Genomic DNA, 22790 nt, shown 5'->3' with positions numbered 1-22790 from the left:
ACCCACCCAGACCCGCCGACACGAAGCCCGCCGCAGGCGCCGGGGTTTCGAGGCTCGCTGGCGTGGTTCCTGAGCCTGCCGAAGGGCTCGCACCTCAACCACCCGACAGGATGACCCGAAGGCGGGAATGCGAACGGCCCCGGAGCCGAAGCTCCGGGGCCGAACGGGAAAGCGTCAGATCACTTGGTGATCTTGGTGACGCGACCGGCGCCGACGGTGCGGCCGCCCTCGCGGATCGCGAACCGGAGACCCTCCTCCATGGCGATCGGCTGGATCAGCTCGACCGACATGTCGGTGTTGTCACCGGGCATCACCATGTCGCGGCCCTCGGGAAGGGTCACCACGCCCGTCACGTCCGTCGTACGGAAGTAGAACTGCGGGCGGTAGTTGTTGAAGAACGGCGTGTGACGGCCGCCCTCCTCCTTCGAGAGGATGTAGACCGAGGCCTCGAAGTTGGTGTGCGGGGTGGTCGTGCCCGGCTTGATCACGACCATGCCGCGCTCGACGTCCTCGCGCTTCGTGCCACGGAGCAGCAGACCGACGTTCTCACCGGCCTGGCCCTCGTCGAGCAGCTTGCGGAACATCTCGACACCGGTGACGGTGGTCTTCTGCGAGCCCTCGCGGATGCCGATGATCTCGACCTCCTCGTTGACCTTCACGATGCCGCGCTCGATACGGCCGGTGATGACCGTGCCGCGACCGGTGATCGTGAAGACGTCCTCGACGGGCATGAGGAAGGGCTTCTCGGTCTCGCGCTCGGGCTGCGGGATGTACTCGTCCACCGCGTTCATGAGCTCGAGGACGGACTCGCCCCACTTGGCGTCGCCGTTCAGGGCCGGGAACGCAGCCACGCGCACGACCGGGATGTCGTCACCCGGGAACTCGTACTCGTTGAGGAGCTCGCGCACCTCCATCTCGACGAGCTCGATGAGCTCCTCGTCGTCGACCATGTCGCACTTGTTGAGCGCGACGACGAGCGCGGGGACGCCGACCTGGCGGGCCAGGAGGACGTGCTCGCGGGTCTGCGGCATCGGACCGTCGGTCGCGGCGACCACCAGGATCGCGCCGTCCATCTGCGCGGCACCGGTGATCATGTTCTTGATGTAGTCCGCGTGACCGGGGCAGTCGACGTGCGCGTAGTGGCGCTTCTCGGTCTGGTACTCGACGTGCGCGATCGAGATCGTGATACCGCGCTGACGCTCCTCAGGGGCCTTGTCGATCTCGTCGAACGGCGTGAAGGGGTTCAGGTCCGGAAACTTGTCGTGCAGCACCTTGGTGATTGCTGCGGTCAACGTCGTCTTGCCGTGGTCGATGTGACCAATGGTTCCGATGTTGACGTGCGGCTTGGTCCGCTCGAACTTCGCCTTAGCCACTGTGGGCTCCTCCTGGTTGTTTTCTCACTTGACTCGTGTGCTGGTTGGTTGTTGCCGAGGACGCGGTGAACTACTCGCCGCGGACCTTCTTGATGATCTCGTCGGCGACGTTCGTGGGAACCTCGGCGTACGAGTCAAACTCCATCGAGTACGACGCCTGGCCCGAAGTCTTCGACCGCAGGTCACCAACGTACCCGAACATCTCTGACAGCGGCACCAGCGCCGAGACCACCATGTCCCCATGGCGCTCCTCCTGGGCCTGGATCTGCCCACGGCGCGAGTTGATGTCGCCGATGACCGTTCCGAGGAAGCTCTCGGGGGTCACGACCTCGACCGCGAACATGGGCTCGAGCAGGACCGGCTTGGCCTGCCGCGCCGCCTCCTTGAACGCCTGGTTTCCGGCGATCTTGAACGCGAGCTCGGAGGAGTCGACGTCGTGGTACGCGCCGTCCTCGAGGCTGACCTTCACGTCGACCATGGGGTAGCCGGCGAGGACGCCGAACTCCATGGCCTCCTGGGCACCCTGGTCGACCGAGGGGATGTACTCCTTCGGCACCCGGCCCCCGCTGACGTTGTTCACGAACTCGTAGCCGGCACCGCTGCCCGTCTCCGGGTCGATGTTCGGCTCGATGGTGATCAGCACCTTCGCGAACTGGCCGGAGCCACCCGTCTGCTTCTTGTGGGTGTAGGAGTGCTTCTCCACCTTGCGGCGGATGGTCTCCCGGTAGGCGACCTGCGGCTTGCCGACGGTGGCCTCCACGCGGAACTCGCGCTTCATCCGGTCGACGAGGATCTCCAGGTGGAGCTCGCCCATGCCGGCGATGATCGTCTGACCGGTCTCCTCGTCCGCCTTGACGGTGAACGTGGGGTCCTCGTCGGACAGGCGCTGGATCGCGGTGCTCAGCTTCTCCTGGTCGCCCTTCGTCTTCGGCTCGATGGCGACCTCGATCACCGGGGCCGGGAAGGTCATCGACTCGAGCACGACGGGGTTCTGCGGGTCGCAGAGCGTGTGTCCGGTCTTGGTGTCCTTCAGGCCCATCACGGCCACGATCTGCCCGGCGCCGACCGACGCGATCTCCTCACGCTTGTTCGCGTGCATCTGGTAGACCTTGCCGATCCGCTCCTTGCGGCCGTTGACCGAGTTGAGCACCTGCGCACCCGCCTCGAGCTTGCCCGAGTAGACGCGCACGTAGATCAGCTTGCCGAGGTGCGGGTCGGTGGCGATCTTGTACGCCAGACCCGAGAACGGCTCGTCGTCGGAGGGCTTGCGCAGGATCTCCTTCTCCTCGTCACCCTGCGCGTGACCGACGATCGCGTCGATGTCGAGCGGCGACGGGAGGTACTTCACGACTGCGTCGAGCAGGGGCTGCACGCCCTTGTTCTTGAACGCCGTGCCGCACAGCACCGGGTTCAGCTTGTCGGCCAGCGTGGCGCGACGGATCGCGGCCTCGATCTCCTCGACCGTGAACGACTCGTCACCGTCGAGGTAGCGCTCCATGATCTCGTCGTCGGCCTCGGCCAGCGTCTCGATCAGCTTCTCGCGGTACTCCTCGGCCTGGGCCTGGAGGTCTGCCGGGATCTCCTCGATCTCGTAGTCCTCGCCCATCTTGGTCTCGCCGCGCCAGGTGAGGGCACGCATGCCGACCAGGTCGACGACGCCGAGGAAGTCGGCCTCGTTGCCGATCGGCAGCTGGAGGACCAGCGGGGTGGAGTTGAGCCGCTCGACCATCATGTCGACGCAGCGGAAGAAGTCCGCGCCGGTGCGGTCCAGCTTGTTGACGAAGCACATCCGGGGCACGGAGTACTTGTTCGCCTGGCGCCACACCGTCATCGTCTGCGGCTCGACGCCGGCGACACCGTCGTACACCGCGACCGCGCCGTCGAGGACGCGCAGCGAGCGCTCGACCTCGGCGGTGAAGTCGACGTGCCCGGGGGTGTCGATGATGTTGATCTGGTGGTCCTTCCACCAGCAGGTCGTCGCGGCGGAGGTGATGGTGATGCCGCGCTCCTGCTCCTGCTCCATCCAGTCCATCGTGGCTGCGCCCTCGTGGACCTCACCGATCTTGTAGGTGATGCCGGTGTAGAACAGGATGCGCTCGGTGGTGGTGGTCTTGCCGGCGTCGATGTGCGCCATGATGCCGATGTTGCGGACCTTGTTGAGGTCCGTCGTGATGTCGACTGCCACTTGAGTCAGCGTTCCTTAAAGTCGTTTGTTTGCAGGTTGGTGCAGAGCCGCCACCGTTCGGGTGACGGACTCTGCAGCCGTCACCAGCGGTAGTGGGCGAAGGCCTTGTTGGACTCGGCCATCTTGTGGGTGTCCTCGCGCTTCTTCACCGCGGCACCGAGGCCGTTGCTCGCGTCGAGGATCTCGTTCATGAGGCGCTCGGCCATGGTCTTCTCGCGACGCTCCGCGGCGTAGCCGACCAGCCAGCGCAGCGCGAGCGTGGTGCCGCGCGTGCCCTTGACCTCGATCGGGACCTGGTACGTCGCACCGCCCACGCGGCGGCTCTTGACCTCGATCGCCGGCTTGACGTTGTCCAGGGCGCGCTTCAGCGTGACGACCGGGTCGGTGCCGGTCTTCTCGCGGGCACCCTCGAGGGCGCTGTAGACGATCCTCTGGGCGACCTGCTTCTTGCCGTCCTGGAGCACCTTGGAGACGAGCTGGGAGACGATCGGCGACCCGTAGACGGGGTCGACGACGATGGGGCGCTTCGGCGCCGGGCCCTTGCGAGGCATTAGCTCTTCTCCTTCTTCGCGCCGTAACGGCTGCGCGCCTGCTTGCGGTTCTTCACGCCCTGGGTGTCGAGCGTGCCGCGGATGATCTTGTAGCGGACACCGGGGAGGTCCTTCACCCGGCCGCCGCGGACGAGCACGATCGAGTGCTCCTGGAGGTTGTGGCCGACACCCGGGATGTACGCCGTGACCTCGACGCCGCTCGACAGGCGCACACGGGCGACCTTGCGAAGGGCGGAGTTCGGCTTCTTCGGGGTGGTGGTGTAGACGCGGGTGCAGACACCGCGCCGCTGGGGCGAACCCTTCAGGGCAGGCGTCTTGTTCTTCGACACCTTGTCCTGGCGGCCCTTGCGGACCAGCTGGTTGATCGTGGGCACCGGGTGGTTCCCTTCCTGTTTCAACTCTCAGTACCGGGCGCCTTGCCCGGCACGATGATGGTTCCCAGCGCTCGAGAGTGTCGCGCTGGTTGGTGCGGCCGTGATGCCCAGCCTGAGGGCACGCGGACATGCCCGGGCTACGCCCAGACACAAGGTCTCAGGCTACCGGGTGCCCGAGTGGGGGTCAAAACGCCGTCAGGGGCGCTCAGCGGCCCCGATGAGCAGCTCCGCCAGGTGCAGTGCGCGTACGCCGGCCAGGTCGGCCAGCTGCACCCGGCACGACATGCCGTCGGCGAGCACCACCGCGCCCGGCCCGGCCTCGCGGACGGCCGGGAGCAGGGTGTGCTCGGCCACCGCGACGCTGGTCTCGTAGTGGCCCTGCTCCATGCCGAAGTTGCCGGCCAGACCGCAGCAGCCACCGAGCCGCTGGACCGTGGCCCCCGACGCCTCGAGCACGGCCAGGTCGGCGGCGAAGCCCACGACGCTGGCCTGGTGGCAGTGCGGCTGGACCACGACGCGCGTGCCCGAGAGGTCGGGCGCGCTCCACGTGCCGGCCTCCAGCCGGGAGGAGAGCAGCTCGGCCAGCGTCGACATGCCGGCCGCGACCTCGGCGGCCCGCGGGTCGTCGAGGAGGTGCTCGGCGTCCGAGCGCAGCGCGGCCAGGCAGCTCGGCTCGAGGCCGACGACCGGGACGCCGCTGGCGACGTAGGGGTGCAGGGTCTCGATCGCGTCGCCCATGATCCGCCGCGCCTGGTCGAGCTGCCCGGTCGTGACCCACGTGAGGGCGCAGCAGGCCCGCTCGGGGATGACGCGGGCGTCGAGGCCGGCCGCGGCGAGCAGCTCGAGCGCAGCGGTGCCGATGCCGGCGCCGAAGTGGTCGGTGAAGGAGTCCGCCCACAGCCACACGTCCGGCGTGCCGACCGCGCTCTCGGGCGTCGGCGCCACCTTGCGCAGCGACCGGGCGCTGAACTGCGGGAGGCTCCTGCGGGCGTCGATCCCGGCAGTGCGCTTCGTCACGGCGGCCAGGGCCTTGCTGCGCAGCATGCGGTTGGCCAGCCGCGGCGGTGTCATCGCCGCCCACTTCGGCAGCCGGCCCAGCGCGTAGTGCGAGCGCGGGCGGCGCTTGCCGGCGTACTGCTCGTGGAGGGTGTGGGACTTGTAGGTCGCCATGTCCACCCCGGTGGGGCAGTCGCGCGCGCAGCCCTTGCAGGCCAGGCAGAGGTCCAGAGCCTCAGTGACCGCAGGGTCGGTCACCGGCAGGTGACCGGCGGCGACGTCCTGGAGGACCCGCGAGCGTCCGCGGGTGGAGTCCTTCTCCTCACGGGTGGCGACGTACGACGGGCACATCACGCCGCCGGTGCCCGTGTTGTCCGCGACGCACCGACCCACCCCGGTGCACCGGTGCACGTCGCCGAAGAGATCGGCGAGCGGGCCCACGGGCGCCGACGCGAGCCGCAGGGAGGCGTCCAGCGGCTCGGGGTCGACGAGCACGCCCGGGTTGAGCAGTCCGTTCGGGTCGAGGACCTGCTTGACCCCGGCCATGAGCGCGACCGCCTCGGGCGAGTACATCCGGCCCAGCAGCTCCGAGCGGGCCCGGCCGTCACCGTGCTCGCCGCTCATCGAGCCGCCGTACCCGGCGACCAGGTCCGCCCCGGCCTCGGTGAACTCGCGGAACCGGCGACGGCCCGCGCGGTCGCCGAGCTCGAAGTCGATGCGCACGTGCACGCAGCCGTCGCCGAAGTGGCCGTAGGGCACGCCGTCCAGCCCGCAGTCGCGGAGCAGGGCGTCGAAGTCGCGGAGGTAGGCGCCCAGCCGCTCGGGGGGCACGGCGGCGTCCTCCCAGCCGGAGTGGGCCGGCCGCGACAGCGACCGGGCGGCGAGACCCGCGCCGTCCTCGCGGATCCGCCACAGCGCGGCCTGCTCGGCGAGGTCGGTGACCACCCGGTGCGGCACGCCTGCGGCCGACGCGACCGCCTGGGCCCGGGAGCGTGCCTCGGCCTCGGTCGAGCCGGTGACCTCCGCGAAGAGCCAGCCCGTGCCCGCCGGCAGCTCGGGCGCACCGGCGACCAGGTCGGTGATCCGGTGGTCGAGACCCTCGAGCGCGGCGAGGCCTCCGGCGCCGTCCGCGGCGGCGACGAGCAGCGCGGGCACCGCGTCCGCCGCCTCGAACATGTCGGGGTAGCCCAGGACGGCCAGGGCGCGGTACGGCGCGTCCTCGACCAGCCGCATGGTGGCCTCGAGCACCACCGCGAGCGTGCCCTCGGTGCCCACCAGGAACCGGTCGATCCGGCGGCCGTTCTCCGGGAGCAGGTGCTCCAGGGAGTAGCCGGAGACCTGGCGGCCGAACCTGCCGAACTCCGTGCGCACCAGGCCGAGGTGGTCGTGGACGAGGGCCTGCAGCGCCGTCAGGGTCGGGTGCTCCGGCGGCTGGCCGTCGGCCAGCACGAGGGTGGACCCGTCGGCGAGCGCCACCTTGAGCCGCTCGACGTTGTCGGCGGTGCGGCCGTAGCCGAGGGCTCGCGAGCCGCAGGCGTTGTTGCCGATCATCCCGCCGATCGTGCAGCGGGTGTGGGTCGACGGGTCGGGCCCGAAGCGCAGGCCCTGCGCGACCGCCTCGGTCTGGAGGGCCGCGTGGACGATGCCGGGCTGGACCGTGGCGGTCCGGGCCTCGGCGTCCAGGGCGACGAGCCGGTTCAGGTGCCGGCCGGTGTCGATCACGATGCCCGGGCCGACCGCGTTGCCGGCGATCGACGTGCCTGCACCGCGCATCGTGACCGGCGTGCCCGTCTCGCGCGCGACCGCGAGGACCGCGAGCACGTCGTCGCCGTCGCGCGGTCGGACCACCACCTGCGGGGGGATCCGGTAGAGGGAGGCGTCGCTGGCGTAGAGCGAGCGGGCCAGGCTGGAGTCGTCGGCCTCGAGCCCTGCCTGGCGCAGGGCGACGGTCAGGTCGTTCACCACAGCTCCAGGGACCGCTCCAGGATGCCGGCGGCGTCCTCGTCGGTCACCTCGCGCGGCGCGGTGGCCAGCAGCCGCTGCTGCTTCATCGCGCCCTCCACCAGGTCGTCGACGTCGTCCGCGCCGTAGCCGACGGCGGCGAGGCCGTTCGGGATCGCGATGTCCCGCATGAGGTCGACCAGCACGCCGGGCAGGGCGTCCGGGCCGACGTACTCGTGGCCCGGCGACAGCAGGGACGCGGCCCGCAGGTGTCGCTCGGGGCTGGACTCGAACGTCCACCGGAACGCCTCGGGCGCGGTCAGCGAGACCGCCATGCCGTGCGGGACGAGCGGCTCGTCGGTGGGGTAGCCGTCGGGGTGGAAGTCGCGGACGCGTCCGGCGATCGGGTAGGCGTTCGCGTGCGGGATGTGCACACCGGCGTTGCCGAAGCCGAGGCCGGCCATGGTCGCGGCCAGTGCCATCTGCCCGCGCGCCTCCTCGTCGTCACCGTGGTGGACGGCCCGCCGGAAGGATGCCGCCAGCAGGGTCATCGCCTGCTCGGACCACATGTCGGAGATCGGGTTCGCTCCGCAGTAGGGCACGCGCTGCTCCGGCGCCTTGCGGTCGTACGACGTGTAGGTGCGCGCGGTGTAGCTCTCCAGTGCGTGGCACAGGATGTCCATGCCGGCGGCGGCCGTGACGCCCGCCGGCTGCGTGAGGGTCAGCGCCGGGTCGACCACGGCGAGCGTGGGACGCAGCCGGGCATGGCTGATGCCGGTCTTGACCTTGAGCGCCAGCACGTCGAGCACGCAGATCGTCGTGGACTCGGCGCCGGTGCCGGTCGTCGTCGGCACCGCGACCAGCGGCTTGAGCGGCCGCTTCGGCGCCCGGGCCCGGCCGACCGGGGCGTTGACGTAGTCCATCAGCTCGCCGTCGTTGGTGGTGAGCAGGTTGACCGCCTTCGCGGTGTCGATCGACGAGCCTCCGCCGACCGCGACGTAGGCGTCCCACGGACCGGTGCCGCGCGCGTGGGCGATCGCCGCCTCGAAGCTGGCGTCGGTCGGCTCGACGTGGACGCCGTCGTACACCGCGGCCTCGATGCCAAACGCAGCCATCTGCTCGGCCACCCGCTGCGGGTGACCGGTCGCGGCGACACCGGGGTCCGTGATCACCAGCACCCGGCGGACGTCGTACTGGCTGAGGTCGAAGCCGATCTCGTCCGACGCACCGACCCCGAACTTGAGGCCGGGCGCACCGTAGGTGAAGACGGTCTCGCGGTCCATGGGAGGAACGCTAGTCCAGTGGGGGACGCGGCCCGGTCAGGCCCGTGACCGGCAAGACGGAGAGGCGCTCAGTCGAAGGCCAGGGCGAAGCGCACCAGCTCGGTCACCGGCACCTCGCCGGACGCGATGTCGGCCACCGCGACCCAGGCGACCGCGTCCGTGGTGCCGTCGACCTCGGTGACCCTCGGGTCGGCGTCGGCCGGCACCGCCGCCTCGTAGACCAGGTTCACCGCGTGGAAGTCCTCGAGCCGCCCGTCGGGTGCGTTGCCGGTGAGGTGCGCGTCGTGGACGCCGATCAGCGTCCCGACCTGCACGCTGAGACCGGACTCCTCGAACACCTCGCGCACCAGCGCCGTCTCCGGCGACTCGCCGTGGTCGACCCCGCCGCCGGGGAGCGTCCAGCGACCGGCCTCGACCGCCCGGGGCGAGAGCCGGGCCAGCAGGACCCGGTCGCCGCGCCGGACCAGCGCCTTCGCGGCCAGCCGCTGCCGCTTGACCGGGAGGTGCGCCGCGAGGGCGTCGTGCACCAGCTGCACCACCGGCACGCGACCGGAGAGCACCTCGTCGAGCGGGTGCCAGCGTGCGTCCACCGTCGAGCCGTCGGTCTCGACCACGCGCGGCTCGGGGGCCTCCGCGCCGACCCAGCCGTCGTACACGATCCGGACCGCGTGCCGCTCCCCCTCGGTGGACCCGCCGGTGATCAACGCGGAGTCGATCCAGGCGTGGTCGCCCACCTGGGCGTGGAGGCCGGTCTCCTCGTAGACCTCCCGGACGACCGCGTCACGCGGGTGCTCGCCGAACTCGACCCCGCCACCCGGGAGCGTCCAGCGCTCGGTCGGCGACAGGTACGGCGCCAGCCGCGACAGCAGCACGCGGTCGTCGCGGAGGATCACGGCGTACGCCGCGACGCGCTGACGGCGAGGTAGATCACGTCCCCCCGAGGCATCATCACGTGTCGAAACGGGTAAGTCGGGCACGTGACGACTCTACGCAGCCGGGCCGTCCTCCCTGCGCCCGTGACGCCCAGTGCGTCGAGCGCGCCCAGCGAGGCCGACCGGCCCGCCGAGCCGGCCCGCCGGGACCGGGACCCGTGGTTCGACAACATCAAGATGGTGCTGGTCACCCTGGTGGTCGTCGGCCACTCCTGGACGCTGCTGCCGCACAACCTCGTGAACAACTGGGCCTACGACTTCCTCTACGCGTGGCACATCCCGGCGTTCGTGATCGTCACCGGCTACCTGTCCCGGTCGTTCGCGTGGACGCCGGCGAAGCTGGTCGCGCTCGTGCGCACGGTCGCGGTCCCCTACGTGGTCTTCGAGGCCGCACTCGCGCTGTTCCGCTACCACGTCGGCGGCGTGCAGCTCGAAGATCTCTTCACCGACCCGCACTGGCCGATGTGGTACCTCTCCGCCCTGTTCTTCTGGCGCTTGATGACCCCGGCATTCCTCGCGCTCCCCAAGCCGGTCGCGCTCGTCGTCGCGGTGGCGATCAGCCTGCTCGCCGGGCTGAAGGCAGGCGACACGTTCGACGCGGCGCGGATCCTCGGGCTGCTGCCGTTCTTCGTGCTGGGCCTCACCCTCTCCGAGCGCCAGTGGGGGTGGGCCCGCGCGCGGCGCGCGGTGCCCTTCGCCCTCATCGGCATCGTCGTCGTGCTCGTGGCGACCAGGTTCACCGACCACTGGATCGCGACGGAGTGGTACTACTACCGGTCCCGGTACGACGCCCTCGAGCCCAACGACCTCAAGGCGGTCGCGATCCGCGCGGTCCTGCTGTGCCTCGGCCTCATCGGCGCGGTGTCGTGCTTCGCGATCGTGCCCCGCGGCCGCAGCTGGTTCTCGACGCTCGGCGCCGCCACCCTCGTGGTGTACCTCTTCCACGGGTTCTTCGTGCTCACCGCCCAGTACGAAGGCTTCCCGGACTGGGCCGATCGGCACGTCGTCTGGTCGTTCGTGGTGACCACGATCGCCGCGGTGCTGCTCGCGCTGGCCCTCGCGGCTCCGCCGGTCGCGCGGGCGCTGAACGTGCTGGTGGACCCGGTCGGCCGGATCGTCCGCCGTCGCTCGCGCGCGGCCACGACCTGACCCGGATCAGCTGAACGGCGGCCGCTCGTCGAGGCGCACCGACCGGCGCCCGGCCCACCGCCAGATCCGCGCAGCACGGTCGCGGTCCTCGTCGGTGACCAGGTTGCCCATCCAGCGCAGGGCCAGGGTCATCAGCCAGTCCGAGCGCATCCCGGCCGGGCCCAGCGTGGGGAGCAGCCGAGGGACCGTCACCAGACCGGCCAGCCGGCGCGCGATCGAGAAGCTCTCGCCGTAGTGCTCGCGCAGGAGGCCCGGCCACGCCGTGCCGAGCCCGCCGGCCGGAAGGCTGTCGAGGAGCTCGACGACCATCCGGCCGGTCTCGAGGCCGTAGTCGATGCCCTCGCCGTTCAACGGGTTCACGCAGGCGGCGGCGTCGCCGATCAGGGCCCAGTTCGGGCCGGCGACGTGGGAGACGGCGCCGCCCATCGGCAGCATCGCCGAGGTCGGGCGACGCAGCTCGCCGGTGAGGCGGAAGTCCTCACGACGCTGCTCGGCGTAGTGCCGCATCAGCGGGCGCAGCGCGACCTCGGCGGGTCGCTTCGCGGTCGCGAGGGTGCCGACGCCGAGGTTCACCGACCCGTCGCCCAGCGGGAAGATCCAGCCGTAGCCCGACAGGATCTCGCCGGACTCGCCACGGAGCTCCAGGTGCGAGCTGATCCAGGGGTCGTCGGACATCTCGGAGTCGACGTACGTGCGGCCGGCGACGCCGTACACGGTGTCGCGGTGCCAGGTCCGGCCGAGCACCTTGCCGAGCGGCGACCGCACACCGTCGGCGACGATCAGCGTCCGGCAGCCGAGCTCGAAGGACTCGCCGCCGCTCTCGAACCGCACCGCGGTGACCCGCCCGCCGTCCCGGCGTACGTCGACCGCGCGCGCACCGTCGATGCCGATCGCGCCGGACTTCATCGCGGTCGTCCGGAGGTGGTCGTCCAGCTCGGTTCGCGCGACCGCCGACCCGTACGCCGGTAGCGACCCTCCGGGCCAGGGCAGCAGCAGCGTCTGGCCGAAGCCGTGTGCCCGCAGGCCGTGGTTCACCGTGTGCGCGCGCACCCAGTCGTCGAGCCCGAGCCGGTCCAGCTCGTCGATCGCCCGAGGAGTCAGTCCGTCTCCGCAGGTCTTGTCGCGGGGGAACACCGCCGCATCGACCAGCACCGTGTCGCGTCCGCTGCGGGCGGCCCAGGCCGCGGCAGCCGAGCCGGCAGGCCCGGCGCCGACGACGAGCACATCGGTGCTGGCGGGCGAGGCGGAGGTCACCGGCCCATTCTCTCAGGCGCCGTCACGACGCTCACACCCAGATCGCCGCAGGCAGGCCGTCGCTGAAGACCTCCGGCTCGGCCGGCAGCGACTCCGCCTCTCGACGCGCGTGCCGGACCGCCGTCCAGGCCACCGCGCACGCGTCCAGCAGGTCGTCCTCCCCGAATCCCGACCCGCGGTACCAGGCGGGCGGCACCAGGCCCGCGTGCTCCAGCGTCCGGCGCCGGGCGTCGATCCCCTCGGGGTCCTTCTTGCGGGCCGCGATCGGCTGCCCCGCCATCCGCGCGAAGCTCAGCTCGGGGTGCACCTCGATCACCGCGACCGTGGGTCTCGAGCGCAGCCACTCGTCGACGTCGAGGATCCGCGCCCGGAGGGCGTAGGCCTGCGCGCTCGCGCTGCGCAGGCCGTCGGTCGCCGCGAGGTTCTGCTCGCGCCCGTCGGCGTAGCTCTCGGCCGTGTACGCCGCCCGCGTGAGCGTGGTGAACACCGACGAGCCCTTGCCGGGCAGCGCGCGACGCGCGAGCTCGTCGGCCAGCCGGCTGCCGCGGTCGGGCAACCCGATCGGGATGTCGATCGCCACCACGGCGACCTCGGCGCTCTCCCGCGCCAGCTCCACGAGCGCGCCGATCCTCCCGGCGGCGAGCACCGCGGGCGGCCGGTCCGGTGCGAGCAGCACGCCCACCCAGCCGGTCGGGCACGCGTCCACGCCGAGCACGGGCACGTCGACCACGAGGGGTGCCGGCTGCGGCGTGCCGGTCACCCGGTCGATCTCGGCGTGGAGCGCGGCGAGCACGACGTCCGCGCCGTGCACCGCGAGCCCGTCGGCGACCACGGCGTCCAGGTCGCGCTGCCAGGTCTCCTCGTCCACGCCGACATCATGCCTGCCCGCAGAACGGGCCCGGAAAGCGCGTCGGGCCCCGCCTCCCGGAGGAGACGGGGCCCGACGAGGCTGGCTCAGTTCTGGTACGAACCGAAGTCGAAGTCGTCCAGCGCGACGGTCTGACCGGCCGGCGACCCGAAGTCGTAGCTGCCGTAGGAGTCGTAACCGGTGACGGAGTACGCCGCGGCGCGGGCCTCCTCGGTCGGCTCCACCCGGATGTTGCGGTACCGCTCGAGGCCGGTACCCGCCGGGATCAGCTTGCCGATGATCACGTTCTCCTTCAGGCCGCGCAGCGAGTCGGACTTGCCGTTGATCGCCGCGTCGGTGAGCACCCGGGTGGTCTCCTGGAACGACGCCGCGGAGAGCCACGACTCCGTCGCCAGCGAGGCCTTGGTGATGCCCATCAGCTCGGCACGACCCGAGGCCGGCTTGCCGCCCTCGGTGACCACGCGCCGGTTCTCGGCTTCGTACAGCACCCGGTCGACCAGGTCGGAGGGCAGCAGGTTGGTGTCACCCGACTCGATCACCGTGACCCGGCGCAGCATCTGCCGCACGATGATCTCGATGTGCTTGTCGTGGATCGACACACCCTGGCTGCGGTACACCTGCTGGACCTCGGCCACCAGGTGCTCCTGGGCCTTGCGGACACCGAGGATGCGCAGCACCTCCTTCGGGTCGGGCGTGCCCTGGGTGAGCTGCTGGCCCACCTCGACGTGGTCGCCGTCGCCGATCAGCAGGCGCGAGCGCTTGCTGACGGGGTACTCGACCGGGTCGGACCCGTCGTCCGGGGTGACCACGATCTTGCGTGCCTTGTCGGTGTCCTCGATCTCCACCCGGCCTGAGGCCTCGGAGATCGGGGCACGACCCTTGGGCTGGCGGGCCTCGAAGAGCTCGACCACGCGGGGCAGACCCTGCGTGATGTCGTCCGCCGAAGCCACACCACCGGTGTGGAAGGTACGCATGGTCAGCTGCGTGCCGGGCTCACCGATCGACTGCGCGGCGATGATGCCCACCGCCTCGCCGATGTCGACCAGCTTGCCGGTGGCCAGCGAGCGGCCGTAGCACTTCGCGCAGGTGCCGGTCTTGGCGTCGCAGGTCAGCACGGAGCGGACCTTGACCTCCTCGATACCGGCCTCGACCAGCGCCGTGACCTGCAGGTCGCCGAGGTCGTCGCCCGCCGCGACCAGCACCTCGCCGGTCTCGGGGTGGGCGATGTCGACGGCCGCGTTGCGGGCGTACGCTGCGGTGTCCCAGTTGTCGCTACGCCGGACGACACCGTCGTCGCCGCGCACACCGATCACCTTGGGCATGCCGCGCTCGGTGCCGCAGTCGTCCTCACGGATGATGACGTCCTGCGACACGTCGACCAGGCGACGGGTCAGGTAGCCCGAGTCGGCCGTCCGCAGCGCGGTGTCGGCCAGACCCTTGCGGGCACCGTGCGTGGAGATGAAGTACTCCAGCACCGACAGACCCTCGCGGAAGTTCGACTTGATCGGCCGCGGGATGATGTCGCCCTTCGGGTTCGCCACCAGACCACGCATCGCGGCGATCTGGCGGACCTGCATCCAGTTACCGCGCGCACCCGAGTTCACCATCATGAAGATCGGGTTGTCCTTGTCGAAGTTGACCTCCATGGCCTTGGCGACCTCGTTCGACGCCTGGGTCCAGATCTCGATGAGCTCCTGACGGCGCTCGTCGTCGGTGATCAGACCGCGGTCGAACTGCTTCTGCACCTTGGCCGCCTGGTCGTCGTACTTCTCCAGGATCTGCGCCTTGGAGTCCGGCGACACGACGTCCTCGATCGACACGGTCACACCGGAGCGGGTCGCCCAGGCGAAGCCGGTGTCCTTGAGCGCGTCCAGCGAGTGCGCGACCTCGACCTTGCTGTACCGCTCCGCGAGGTCGTTGACGATCTTGCCGAGCTGGTTCTTGCCCACCTCGTACTCGACGTAGCGGTAGTCGGCCGGCAGGGCCTCGTTGAACAGCGCCCGGCCCAGCGTGGTCTGGAGGGTGATCGGGTCACCCGGCTCCCAGCCCTCGGGCACCTCGGTGCCCTCCGGCGGCACGACGTCGCGCAGGCGGATCCGGACCTTCGACTGCAGGCTGATCTCGCCCTTGTCGAAGGCCATGATCGCCTCGGCGGTCGAGCCGAACGCGCGACCCTCCCCCGGCTCGCCGTCGCGGCCGAGCGTGAGGAAGTAGATGCCGATGATCATGTCCTGCGTCGGCATGGTCACGGGGCGACCGTCCGACGGTTTCAGGATGTTGTTCGTCGACAGCATCAGGATCCGCGCCTCGGCCTGGGCCTCGGCCGACAGCGGCAGGTGCACCGCCATCTGGTCACCGTCGAAGTCGGCGTTGAACGCCGAGCAGACGAGCGGGTGGATCTGGATCGCCTTGCCCTCGATCAGCTGCGGCTCGAAGGCCTGGATGCCGAGGCGGTGCAGCGTGGGCGCACGGTTCAGCAGCACCGGGTGCTCCGCGATGACCTCTTCCAGGACGTCCCAGACCTCGGGACGCACGGCGCGCTCGACCATCCGCTTGGCGGACTTGATGTTCTGCGCGTGGGACAGGTCGACCAGCCGCTTCATCACGAACGGCTTGAACAGCTCGATCGCCATGTACTTCGGCAGGCCGCACTGGTGCAGCTTGAGCTGCGGGCCGACCACGATGACCGAACGGCCGGAGTAGTCGACGCGCTTGCCGAGGAGGTTCTGGCGGAACCGACCCTGCTTGCCCTTGAGCATGTCCGAGAGCGACTTCAGAGGCCGGTTGCCCGGGCCCGTGACGGGACGACCGCGGCGGCCGTTGTCGAACAGCGAGTCGACGGCCTCCTGGAGCATCCGCTTCTCGTTGTTGACGATGATCTCGGGCGCGCCCAGGTCGAGCAGCCTCTTGAGCCGGTTGTTGCGGTTGATGACCCGGCGGTACAGGTCGTTGAGGTCCGACGTGGCGAACCGGCCACCGTCGAGCTGCACCATCGGGCGCAGGTCCGGCGGGATGACCGGGACGGCGTCGAGGACCATGCCCAGCGGGCTGTTGTTGGTCTTGCGGAACGCGTCGACCACCTTGAGCCGCTTGAGCGCGCGCACCTTGCGCTGGCCCTTGCCGTTGGCGATCACGTCGCGCAGCGCCTCGACCTCGGCCTCGATGTCGAAGGTCTCGAGGCGCTTCTGGATCGCCGTGGCGCCCATGTAGCCCTCGAAGTACTTGCCGAACCAGTTCTTCATCTCGCGGTAGAGCAGCTCGTCGCCCATGAGGTCCTGGACCTTGAGGCTCTTGAACGTGCTCCACACCTCGTCGAGGCGGTCGAGCTCGCGCTGGGCCCGGTCGCGGAGCTGCTTCATCTCGCGCTCCGCACCGTCACGCACCTTCCGGCGCGCGTCGGCCTTGGCACCCTCGGCCTCGAGCTCGGCCAGGTCGGCCTCGAGCTTCTTGGTGCGCTCCTCGATGGAGTTGTCGCGCCGGCTCTCGATGCTCTTGCGCTGCAGGCCGATCTTGCCCTCCAGCTCGGTGAGGTCCTTGTGACGGGCCTCCTCGTCGACGCTGGTGATCATGTACGCCGCGAAGTAGATGACCTTCTCGAGGTCCTTGGGCGCCAGGTCGAGCAGGTAGCCCAGGCGGCTCGGCACACCCTTGAAGTACCAGATGTGCGTGACCGGGGCGGCCAGCTCGATGTGGCCCATCCGCTCACGGCGGACCTTGGAGCGGGTGACCTCGACGCCGCAGCGCTCGCAGATGATGCCCTTGAAGCGCACGCGCTTGTACTTGCCGCAGTAGCACTCCCAGTCCCGCGTGGGACCGAAGATCTTCTCGCAGAAGAGACCGTCACGCTCGGGCTTGAGCGTGCGGTAGTTGATGGTTTCCGGCTTCTTGACCTCGCCGTGGCTCCACGTCCGGATGTCGTCCGCGGTGGCCAGGCCGATCTGGAGCTGGTCGAAGAAATTCACATCGAGCACGGTGGCTGCTGTCCTTCGTTAGTTCTCAAAAAATCGTGATCACGACCGAGTGGGCGGCGCGCCCGGGAACGGGCGCGCCGCGTCAGCTCAGACTTCTTCGACGCTGCTGGGCTCGCGACGCGACAGGTCGATGCCGAGCTCCTCGGCGGCACGGAAGACGTCCTCCTCCGCGTCGCGCATCTCGATCGCGGAGCCGTCCTGGGACAGCACCTCGACGTTGAGGCAGAGCGACTGCATCTCCTTGACGAGAACCTTGAACGACTCGGGGATGCCGGAGTCGGGGATGTTCTCGCCCTTCACGATCGCCTCGTACACCTTGACGCGACCGGGCACGTCGTCGGACTTGATCGTCAACAGCTCCTGGAGCGCGTAGGCAGCGCCGTACGCCTCCATCGCCCAGACCTCCATCTCACCGAAGCGCTGGCCACCGAACTGGGCCTTACCGCCGAGCGGCTGCTGGGTGATCATCGAGTACGGGCCGGTCGAGCGTGCGTGGATCTTGTCGTCGACCAGGTGGTGGAGCTTGAGGATGTACATGTAGCCCACGGAGACCGGGTCCGGGAACGGCTCGCCGGAGCGGCCGTCGAAGAGCCGCGCCTTGCCGTTGGAGCCCACCAGGCGCTGACCGTCGCGGGTCGGCAGGGTCGAGCCCAGCAGACCGACGATCTCGTCCTCACGGGCGCCGTCGAACACCGGCGTGGCGACCTTCGACCGCGGCTCGGCGTCGAGCGCGCCGATCTTCTCCAGCCGCCTGACCCAGTCCGCCTTGGTGGCGGGGTCGACGTGCCAGCCGTTGGCGGCCAGCCAGCCGAGGTGGATCTCGAGGACCTGGCCGATGTTCATCCGGCCCGGGACACCCAGCGGGTTGAGGATCACGTCGACCGGGCTGCCGTCCTCCAGGAACGGCATGTCCTCGACCGGCAGGATCTTGGAGATCACGCCCTTGTTGCCGTGGCGGCCGGCGAGCTTGTCGCCCACCGAGATCTTCCGCTTCTGGGCGACGTAGACCCGGACCAGCTGGTTGACACCCGGCGGCAGCTCGTCGCCGTCCTCGCGGTTGAACTCGCGGACGCCGATGACCGTGCCGGACTCACCGTGCGGGACCTTCATCGAGGTGTCACGCACCTCGCGCGCCTTCTCACCGAAGATCGCGCGGAGCAGACGCTCCTCGGGGGTCAGCTCGGTCTCGCCCTTCGGGGTCACCTTGCCGACGAGGATGTCACCGGTGGTGACCTCCGCGCCGACCCGGATGATGCCGCGCTCGTCGAGGTCGGCGAGCAGCTCGTCGCCGACGTTCGGGATGTCGCGGGTGATCTCCTCGGGCCCGAGCTTGGTGTCACGGGCGTCGACCTCGTGCTCCTCGATGTGGATCGATGTGAGGACGTCCTCCTGCACCAGGCGCTGGCTGAGGATGATCGCGTCCTCGTAGTTCGAGCCGTTCCACGGCATGAAGGCGACCAGCAGGTTGGTGCCGAGCGCCATCTCGCCCTGGTCGGTGCACGGCCCGTCGGCGAGCGGCGAGCCGACCTCGACCCGGTCACCCTCGGCAACCAGCGGACGCTGGTTGATGCAGGTGCCCTGGTTGGAGCGGGTGAACTTCTGCAGCCGGACGGACCGGTTGCCGCCCTCGTCCGTCATGATCACGATCTCGTCGGCCGAGACCTCCTTGACCACGCCGGCCACCTCGGAGGTGACCACGTCGCCGGCGTCGACCGCGGCACGGAACTCCATGCCGGTGCCGACCAGCGGCGCGTCGCTCTTGATCAGCGGCACGGCCTGACGCTGCATGTTGGCGCCCATGAGCGCACGGTTCGCGTCGTCGTGCTCGAGGAACGGGATCAGCGCCGTCGCGACCGACACCATCTGGCGCGGCGAGACGTCCATGAACTCGACCTCGTCGCGCGGGATGTCGACGGTCTCACCACCACGGGTGCGGACCAGCACGCGCTCGTCGATGAAGTTGCCCTTGTCATCGATGACCGCGTTGGCCTGCGCGATGACCTTCGAGTCCTCCTCGTCGGCCGTCAGGTAGGCGATCTCGTCGGTGACCCGACCCTTCTTCACCACGCGGTACGGCGTCTCGACGAACCCGAACGGGTTGATCCGGCCGTACGACGCGAGCGACCCGATCAGACCGATGTTCGGGCCTTCCGGCGTCTCGATCGGGCACATCCGGCCGTAGTGCGAGGGGTGCACGTCGCGGACGTCCATCTGCGCGCGGTCGCGGGAGATACCGCCCGGACCGAGCGCGGAGAGGCGCCGCTTGTGGGTCAGACCGGCGATCGGGTTGGTCTGGTCCATGAACTGCGAGAGCTGGGAGGTCCCGAAGAACTCCTTCAGCGCCGCCACCACGGGCCGGATGTTGATCAGCGACTGCGGCGTGATCGCCTCGACGTCCTGGGTCGTCATCCGCTCACGGACCACGCGCTCCATGCGGGCCAGGCCGGTGCGGAGCTGGTTCTGGATCAGCTCGCCGACCGTGCGCATGCGCCGGTTGCCGAAGTGGTCGATGTCGTCGGGGCGGACCTCGATCTGCTCGCCGTGCGGGTCGAGGATCGGGGTGCCCGCCGCGTCGACCAGCGCGTCGCGGCCGGCGTGCAGCTGCACGATGAAGCGGATCGTCGCCACGATGTCGTCGACGGTCAGCGTCTGCTGGTCGAAGGCCTCGTGGGTGCCGAGCTTCTTGTTGATCTTGTAGCGGCCGACCTTGGCCAGGTCGTAGCGCTTGGGGTTGAAGTAGTAGTTCTGCAGCAGCGTCTGCGCAGCCTCACGCGTCGGCGGCTCGCCCGGGCGCAGCTTGCGGTAGATGTCGAGCAGCGCCTCGTCCTGGGTGGTGGTGTGGTCCTTCTCCAGGGTGAGCATCATCGACTCGTACTCGCCGAACTCCTCGCGGATCTGCTCCTCGGTCCAGCCGAGCGCCTTGAGCAGCACCGTGACGTTCTGCTTGCGCTTGCGGTCGAGGCGGACGCCGACCATGTCGCGCTTGTCGATCTCGAACTCGAGCCAGGCGCCCCGCGAGGGGATCACCTTGGCGGTGAAGATGTCCTTGTCGGACGTCTTGTCCGCGGTGCGCTCGAAGTAGACACCGGGCGAGCGGACCAGCTGCGACACCACGACACGCTCGGTGCCGTTGATGATGAAGGTGCCCTTCTTGGTCATCATCGGGAAGTCGCCCATGAAGACCGTCTGGCCCTTGATCTCACCGGTCTCGCCGTTGGTGAACTCGGCAGAGACGTAGAGGGGGCGGGAGTAGGTGAAGTCCTTCTCCTTGCACTCCTCCTCGGTGTACTTCGGGTCGAGGAAGACGGGGTTCTCGAACGAGAGCGACATCGTCTCGGAGAAGTCTTCGATCGGAGAGATCTCCTCGAAGATCTCGTGCAGTCCCGACTTGAGCGAGAGCTCCTCGCCCTGGGCGTTCATCTCCGCGACGCGGGCGGCCCACTTCTCGTCACCGATCAGCCAGTCGAAGCTGTCGGTCTGGAGCGCAAGCAGCTGCGGAACCTCGAGCGGTTCGGAGATCTTGGCGAAGGAGATGCGGCGGGGACTCTGGGTCTTGCTGTTCTTGCTGCGCGAGGCGGCCAAGAGGGGTCCTTCCGAGGCACAAGTTGACGCGCGTCAGCCGACCACAAACCGGCCACCGGACAGGCGGGAGTGCATTTGAGGGCAGACGCAAGGACCAAGGTTACCCGAAGGGCATGCCAAAACACAACACCGCAATTCGGGCCCGGTCGGAGACCGGACGTCGTGCCGGGTGAAGCTTGCCGCCAAGCATGAACCGGGAGGGACGGCAGGTCAAGCACCTCCGTGGGAGCGGCGGCGCCGGTGACGACGCGGGTCGCTCAGTAGCTCTTGATGTTGTCGACCAGCCAGCCGTCGCCGTGGCGGACCATGGTGGCCACGACCCGGTCCTGGAAGGCCGTCGGCTGGCCGTCACCCTTCACCGAGGTCTGGTTGACGAAGACCAGCACCCGCACGCGGTCGCGCCCGGCATCGACCACCGCGGTGTCGAGCACGTCGGCGGTCACCACGGCCTTGGTCTTCTCGGCGGGCCCGGGGCTGCCGTCGGGCCCCTTGGTGAGCAGGTCGTTGAAGCTCTTGAGGTACTGCTTGCGGTACGACGGCGTCAGGAACGTGGCCGCCCGGTCGCGGTCGGCCTCCATGTGCCGGTAGTCGTAGGACAGCACCGAGGTCATCGCCCGCTCGGCGGTTGCCGTGGCGTCCGGCCCGGCGTCGAAGACCTCGACCCGGTCGTGCAGCCGCAGCCCGACCACCACGGCGAGGACGAGCGCGGCGACGGTGAGCACGCCGAGGAGCGCGAGCACCAGGGTCGGGATCGCAGCGAGCCGGCCGAGGATGCCGGGGGTCGACGCCGTGCCCGCGGGCTCGACGTCGGACGGCGGCTCCACCGGCTCGACGACCTCGGCTCCCGGGGTCGGCTCGGTCGCCTCGGCCGGCGCGGTGACCTCGGCGGGCTCGGCGGACTCGGCGGGCTCGGCGTCGGTCTCGGGCAGGTCGACCGGCGGGGTCGGCGCCTCGGCGGGGGTCGGCTCGACGAGCGTGGTCGAGCCGGCCAGCTCTGCGTCGTACGCCGCCCGCTTCGCCGGGTCGAGGAGCACGTCGGCGGCCTCGTTGAACAGCCGGAACTGCGAGGTGCCGGAGCCGGGCTCGAACTTGTCGGTGGCGTCGCGCCAGGCGGCCTTGATCTGCTCGGCGGTGGCGTCGGGGGCCACGCCGAGGAGGTCGTACCAGGTGGGATTGGTGCTCATCGGTCCTCAGCTCACCGGGGTGAAGTCGTCGACGAGCCAGGCACCGTGCACCTTGCGGAGGGCGACCGTCCAGCGGTAGTGCCGCTCGGTCGTGCCGGTGCTGGCCTTCACCGTGCTGTCGTGGGCGACGAGGACGGTCGCGCTGTCCTGGTCGATGTCGGACAGGCCGCTCGCCAGGATCGTCCCGGTGCCCTTCAGGTCCTTGTCGAGACCGATCTTCTGGAACTGCTCGAACTCGCTGGCGAACTTGGCCTTCTGCTTGGTGGTGAGCAGCTCGGAGACCCGCTTCTTGTAGCCGTCGATGTCCGAGGCGTCTACGGCGTCCATCCGCAGGCAGAACTGCTCGGCGATCGCGACCACCTGGTGCCGCGCGGAGTCGGGCGTGATCGCCTGGCCGCTGTTGGACAGGCTGAACGGCTGGTCGGTGAGGTGGGAGGAGCGGTAGAGCAGCACGCCCGCCACCGCGACGGACACCACGGTGAGCACCACGAGCGCGAGCGCGACCATACCCCGGCCCCTGCCGGTCGAAGCGTTCGTCAAGCGATCACATCGCCGGCTTCAGCAACAACGAACTCCACGAGTCCTCCCCGTACAGCTGGGCCGCTCCGCCGTCGTACGCCACGTCCGACGAGGGGTCCTGGTCGGTCCAGGTCGTCCTGCCCGTGCCCAGATCGTACGTCGCGACCGGTGCCCGGTAGTCGGCGCCTGCACGCGGAGCGTTCTGCGCACCGCGAGCGTTGGTCTTGCTGGCCGGCTCCGCGCAGTGGGCGGTCACGTCCATCGGCTTGTCGCCGCGGTCCAGCGGAGAGCGCCACTGGCTCGGGTTGTAGCCCTTGTCGCAGACCGGAGGAATCGAGTTGAAGATGAACCCGAAGCGGGCGTTGTAGACGCCCCCGCTCTTCGCGGCCACGGTGTAGCCCGAAGCGACCTCGTAGGGGTAGAGGACCAGGATCTGGCGGATGCCGGGCAGGTGCTTGACCACCACCTCACCGGTGGTGACCAGCTTGTTGATCAGCTCACCCAGATCGACCTGGTTGGTCTCCAGGAACGTCCGCAGCTCGTTCGCCGTCGCCGACCCGTTGTCGATCAACGCCCGCAACGACGCATCGTTGTCGGCCACCACACCGGAGAACAACGCCAGGTTCTG

14 protein-coding genes and 1 pseudogene are annotated in these 22790 nt (G+C 69.7%); 1 reads left to right on the top strand and 14 read right to left on the bottom strand.

Going from position 1 to position 22790, the window contains the following annotated elements; all coding sequences use genetic code 11:
- Positions 1 to 179 precede the first annotated feature (179 nt).
- From tuf to EFL26_RS04585, 7 genes are all read right to left on the bottom strand, one after another.
- Positions 180 to 1373, bottom strand: a complete 1194-nt coding sequence (gene tuf / locus EFL26_RS04615) for an elongation factor Tu (RefSeq protein WP_123221733.1) — start codon at positions 1371 to 1373, stop codon at positions 180 to 182.
- Between the two features lie 70 nt (positions 1374 to 1443).
- Complete coding sequence (fusA, locus tag EFL26_RS04610; RefSeq protein ID WP_123221732.1) at positions 1444 to 3558, bottom strand: elongation factor G; 2115 nt, start codon at positions 3556 to 3558, stop codon at positions 1444 to 1446.
- Positions 3559 to 3638: 80 nt separating this feature from the next.
- Positions 3639 to 4109 carry a 30S ribosomal protein S7 gene (gene rpsG / locus EFL26_RS04605; RefSeq protein ID WP_123221731.1) on the bottom strand — a complete coding sequence of 157 codons (471 nt, stop codon included), beginning with the start codon at positions 4107 to 4109 and terminating at the stop codon, positions 3639 to 3641.
- Entirely contained in the window at positions 4109 to 4483 is a 375-nt protein-coding gene (gene rpsL, locus EFL26_RS04600) for a 30S ribosomal protein S12 (RefSeq protein ID WP_028636428.1), read from the bottom strand. The genes rpsG and rpsL overlap by 1 nt, the downstream gene beginning before the upstream one ends.
- 195 nt (positions 4484 to 4678) lie before the next feature.
- Complete coding sequence (locus EFL26_RS04595; protein WP_246000014.1) at positions 4679 to 7441, bottom strand: FAD-binding and (Fe-S)-binding domain-containing protein; 2763 nt, start codon at positions 7439 to 7441, stop codon at positions 4679 to 4681.
- Positions 7438 to 8703: a hydroxyacid-oxoacid transhydrogenase gene (locus EFL26_RS04590; protein ID WP_123221729.1), complete on the bottom strand. Its 1266-nt coding sequence runs from the start codon at positions 8701 to 8703 to the stop codon at positions 7438 to 7440. The genes EFL26_RS04595 and EFL26_RS04590 overlap by 4 nt, the downstream gene beginning before the upstream one ends.
- 68 nt (positions 8704 to 8771) lie before the next feature.
- Complete coding sequence (locus EFL26_RS04585; protein ID WP_123221728.1) at positions 8772 to 9680, bottom strand: NUDIX hydrolase; 909 nt, start codon at positions 9678 to 9680, stop codon at positions 8772 to 8774.
- 39 nt (positions 9681 to 9719) lie between these two features.
- Here EFL26_RS04585 and EFL26_RS04580 point away from each other — a divergent pair, with 39 nt between their 5' ends.
- Positions 9720 to 10784 carry an acyltransferase family protein gene (locus EFL26_RS04580; protein ID WP_123221727.1) on the top strand — a complete coding sequence of 355 codons (1065 nt, stop codon included), beginning with the start codon at positions 9720 to 9722 and terminating at the stop codon, positions 10782 to 10784.
- A 6-nt stretch (positions 10785 to 10790) separates the two neighbouring features.
- Here the strand turns inward: EFL26_RS04580 and EFL26_RS04575 are convergent, their stop codons facing one another.
- The 7 genes and pseudogenes from EFL26_RS04575 to EFL26_RS24025 all read right to left on the bottom strand — a co-directional run.
- Positions 10791 to 12038, bottom strand: coding sequence for a geranylgeranyl reductase family protein (locus tag EFL26_RS04575; RefSeq protein ID WP_123221726.1), 1248 nt, complete (start codon positions 12036 to 12038; stop codon positions 10791 to 10793).
- 31 nt (positions 12039 to 12069) lie between these two features.
- Positions 12070 to 12906 carry a DUF429 domain-containing protein gene (locus EFL26_RS04570; protein WP_183408028.1) on the bottom strand — a complete coding sequence of 279 codons (837 nt, stop codon included), beginning with the start codon at positions 12904 to 12906 and terminating at the stop codon, positions 12070 to 12072.
- Between the two features lie 86 nt (positions 12907 to 12992).
- Complete coding sequence (locus EFL26_RS04565) at positions 12993 to 16877, bottom strand: DNA-directed RNA polymerase subunit beta' (protein ID WP_123221724.1); 3885 nt, start codon at positions 16875 to 16877, stop codon at positions 12993 to 12995.
- 87 nt (positions 16878 to 16964) lie between these two features.
- Entirely contained in the window at positions 16965 to 20459 is a 3495-nt protein-coding gene (gene rpoB, locus EFL26_RS04560; RefSeq protein ID WP_123221723.1) for a DNA-directed RNA polymerase subunit beta, read from the bottom strand.
- 257 nt (positions 20460 to 20716) lie between these two features.
- Positions 20717 to 21643 carry a J domain-containing protein gene (locus EFL26_RS04555; protein WP_123221722.1) on the bottom strand — a complete coding sequence of 309 codons (927 nt, stop codon included), beginning with the start codon at positions 21641 to 21643 and terminating at the stop codon, positions 20717 to 20719.
- Positions 21644 to 21649: 6 nt separating this feature from the next.
- The gene (locus EFL26_RS04550; RefSeq protein WP_123221721.1) at positions 21650 to 22150 is read right to left on the bottom strand and encodes a hypothetical protein; all 501 of its coding nucleotides are present in this window, start codon (positions 22148 to 22150) and stop codon (positions 21650 to 21652) included.
- Positions 22151 to 22187: 37 nt separating this feature from the next.
- Positions 22188 to 22790: pseudogene (locus EFL26_RS24025) on the bottom strand (MCE family protein); the annotation flags it as partial.

Source organism: Nocardioides pocheonensis, from assembly GCF_003725535.1.
Taxonomy (GTDB): domain Bacteria; phylum Actinomycetota; class Actinomycetes; order Propionibacteriales; family Nocardioidaceae; genus Marmoricola; species Marmoricola pocheonensis.
This window is presented reverse-complemented; position numbering and strand designations above follow the sequence as displayed.

Bases quoted from the DNA above. Each gene is read 5' to 3' on its own strand.
- EFL26_RS04590 (WP_123221729.1), bottom strand. From the start codon at position 8,703: ATGGACCGCGAGACCGTCTTCACCTACGGTGCGCCCGGCCTCAAGTTC.
- rpsG (WP_123221731.1), bottom strand. From the start codon at position 4,109: ATGCCTCGCAAGGGCCCGGCGCCGAAGCGCCCCATCGTCGTCGACCCC.
- EFL26_RS04555 (WP_123221722.1), bottom strand. From the start codon at position 21,643: ATGAGCACCAATCCCACCTGGTACGACCTCCTCGGCGTGGCCCCCGAC.
- EFL26_RS04550 (WP_123221721.1), bottom strand. From the start codon at position 22,150: ATGGTCGCGCTCGCGCTCGTGGTGCTCACCGTGGTGTCCGTCGCGGTG.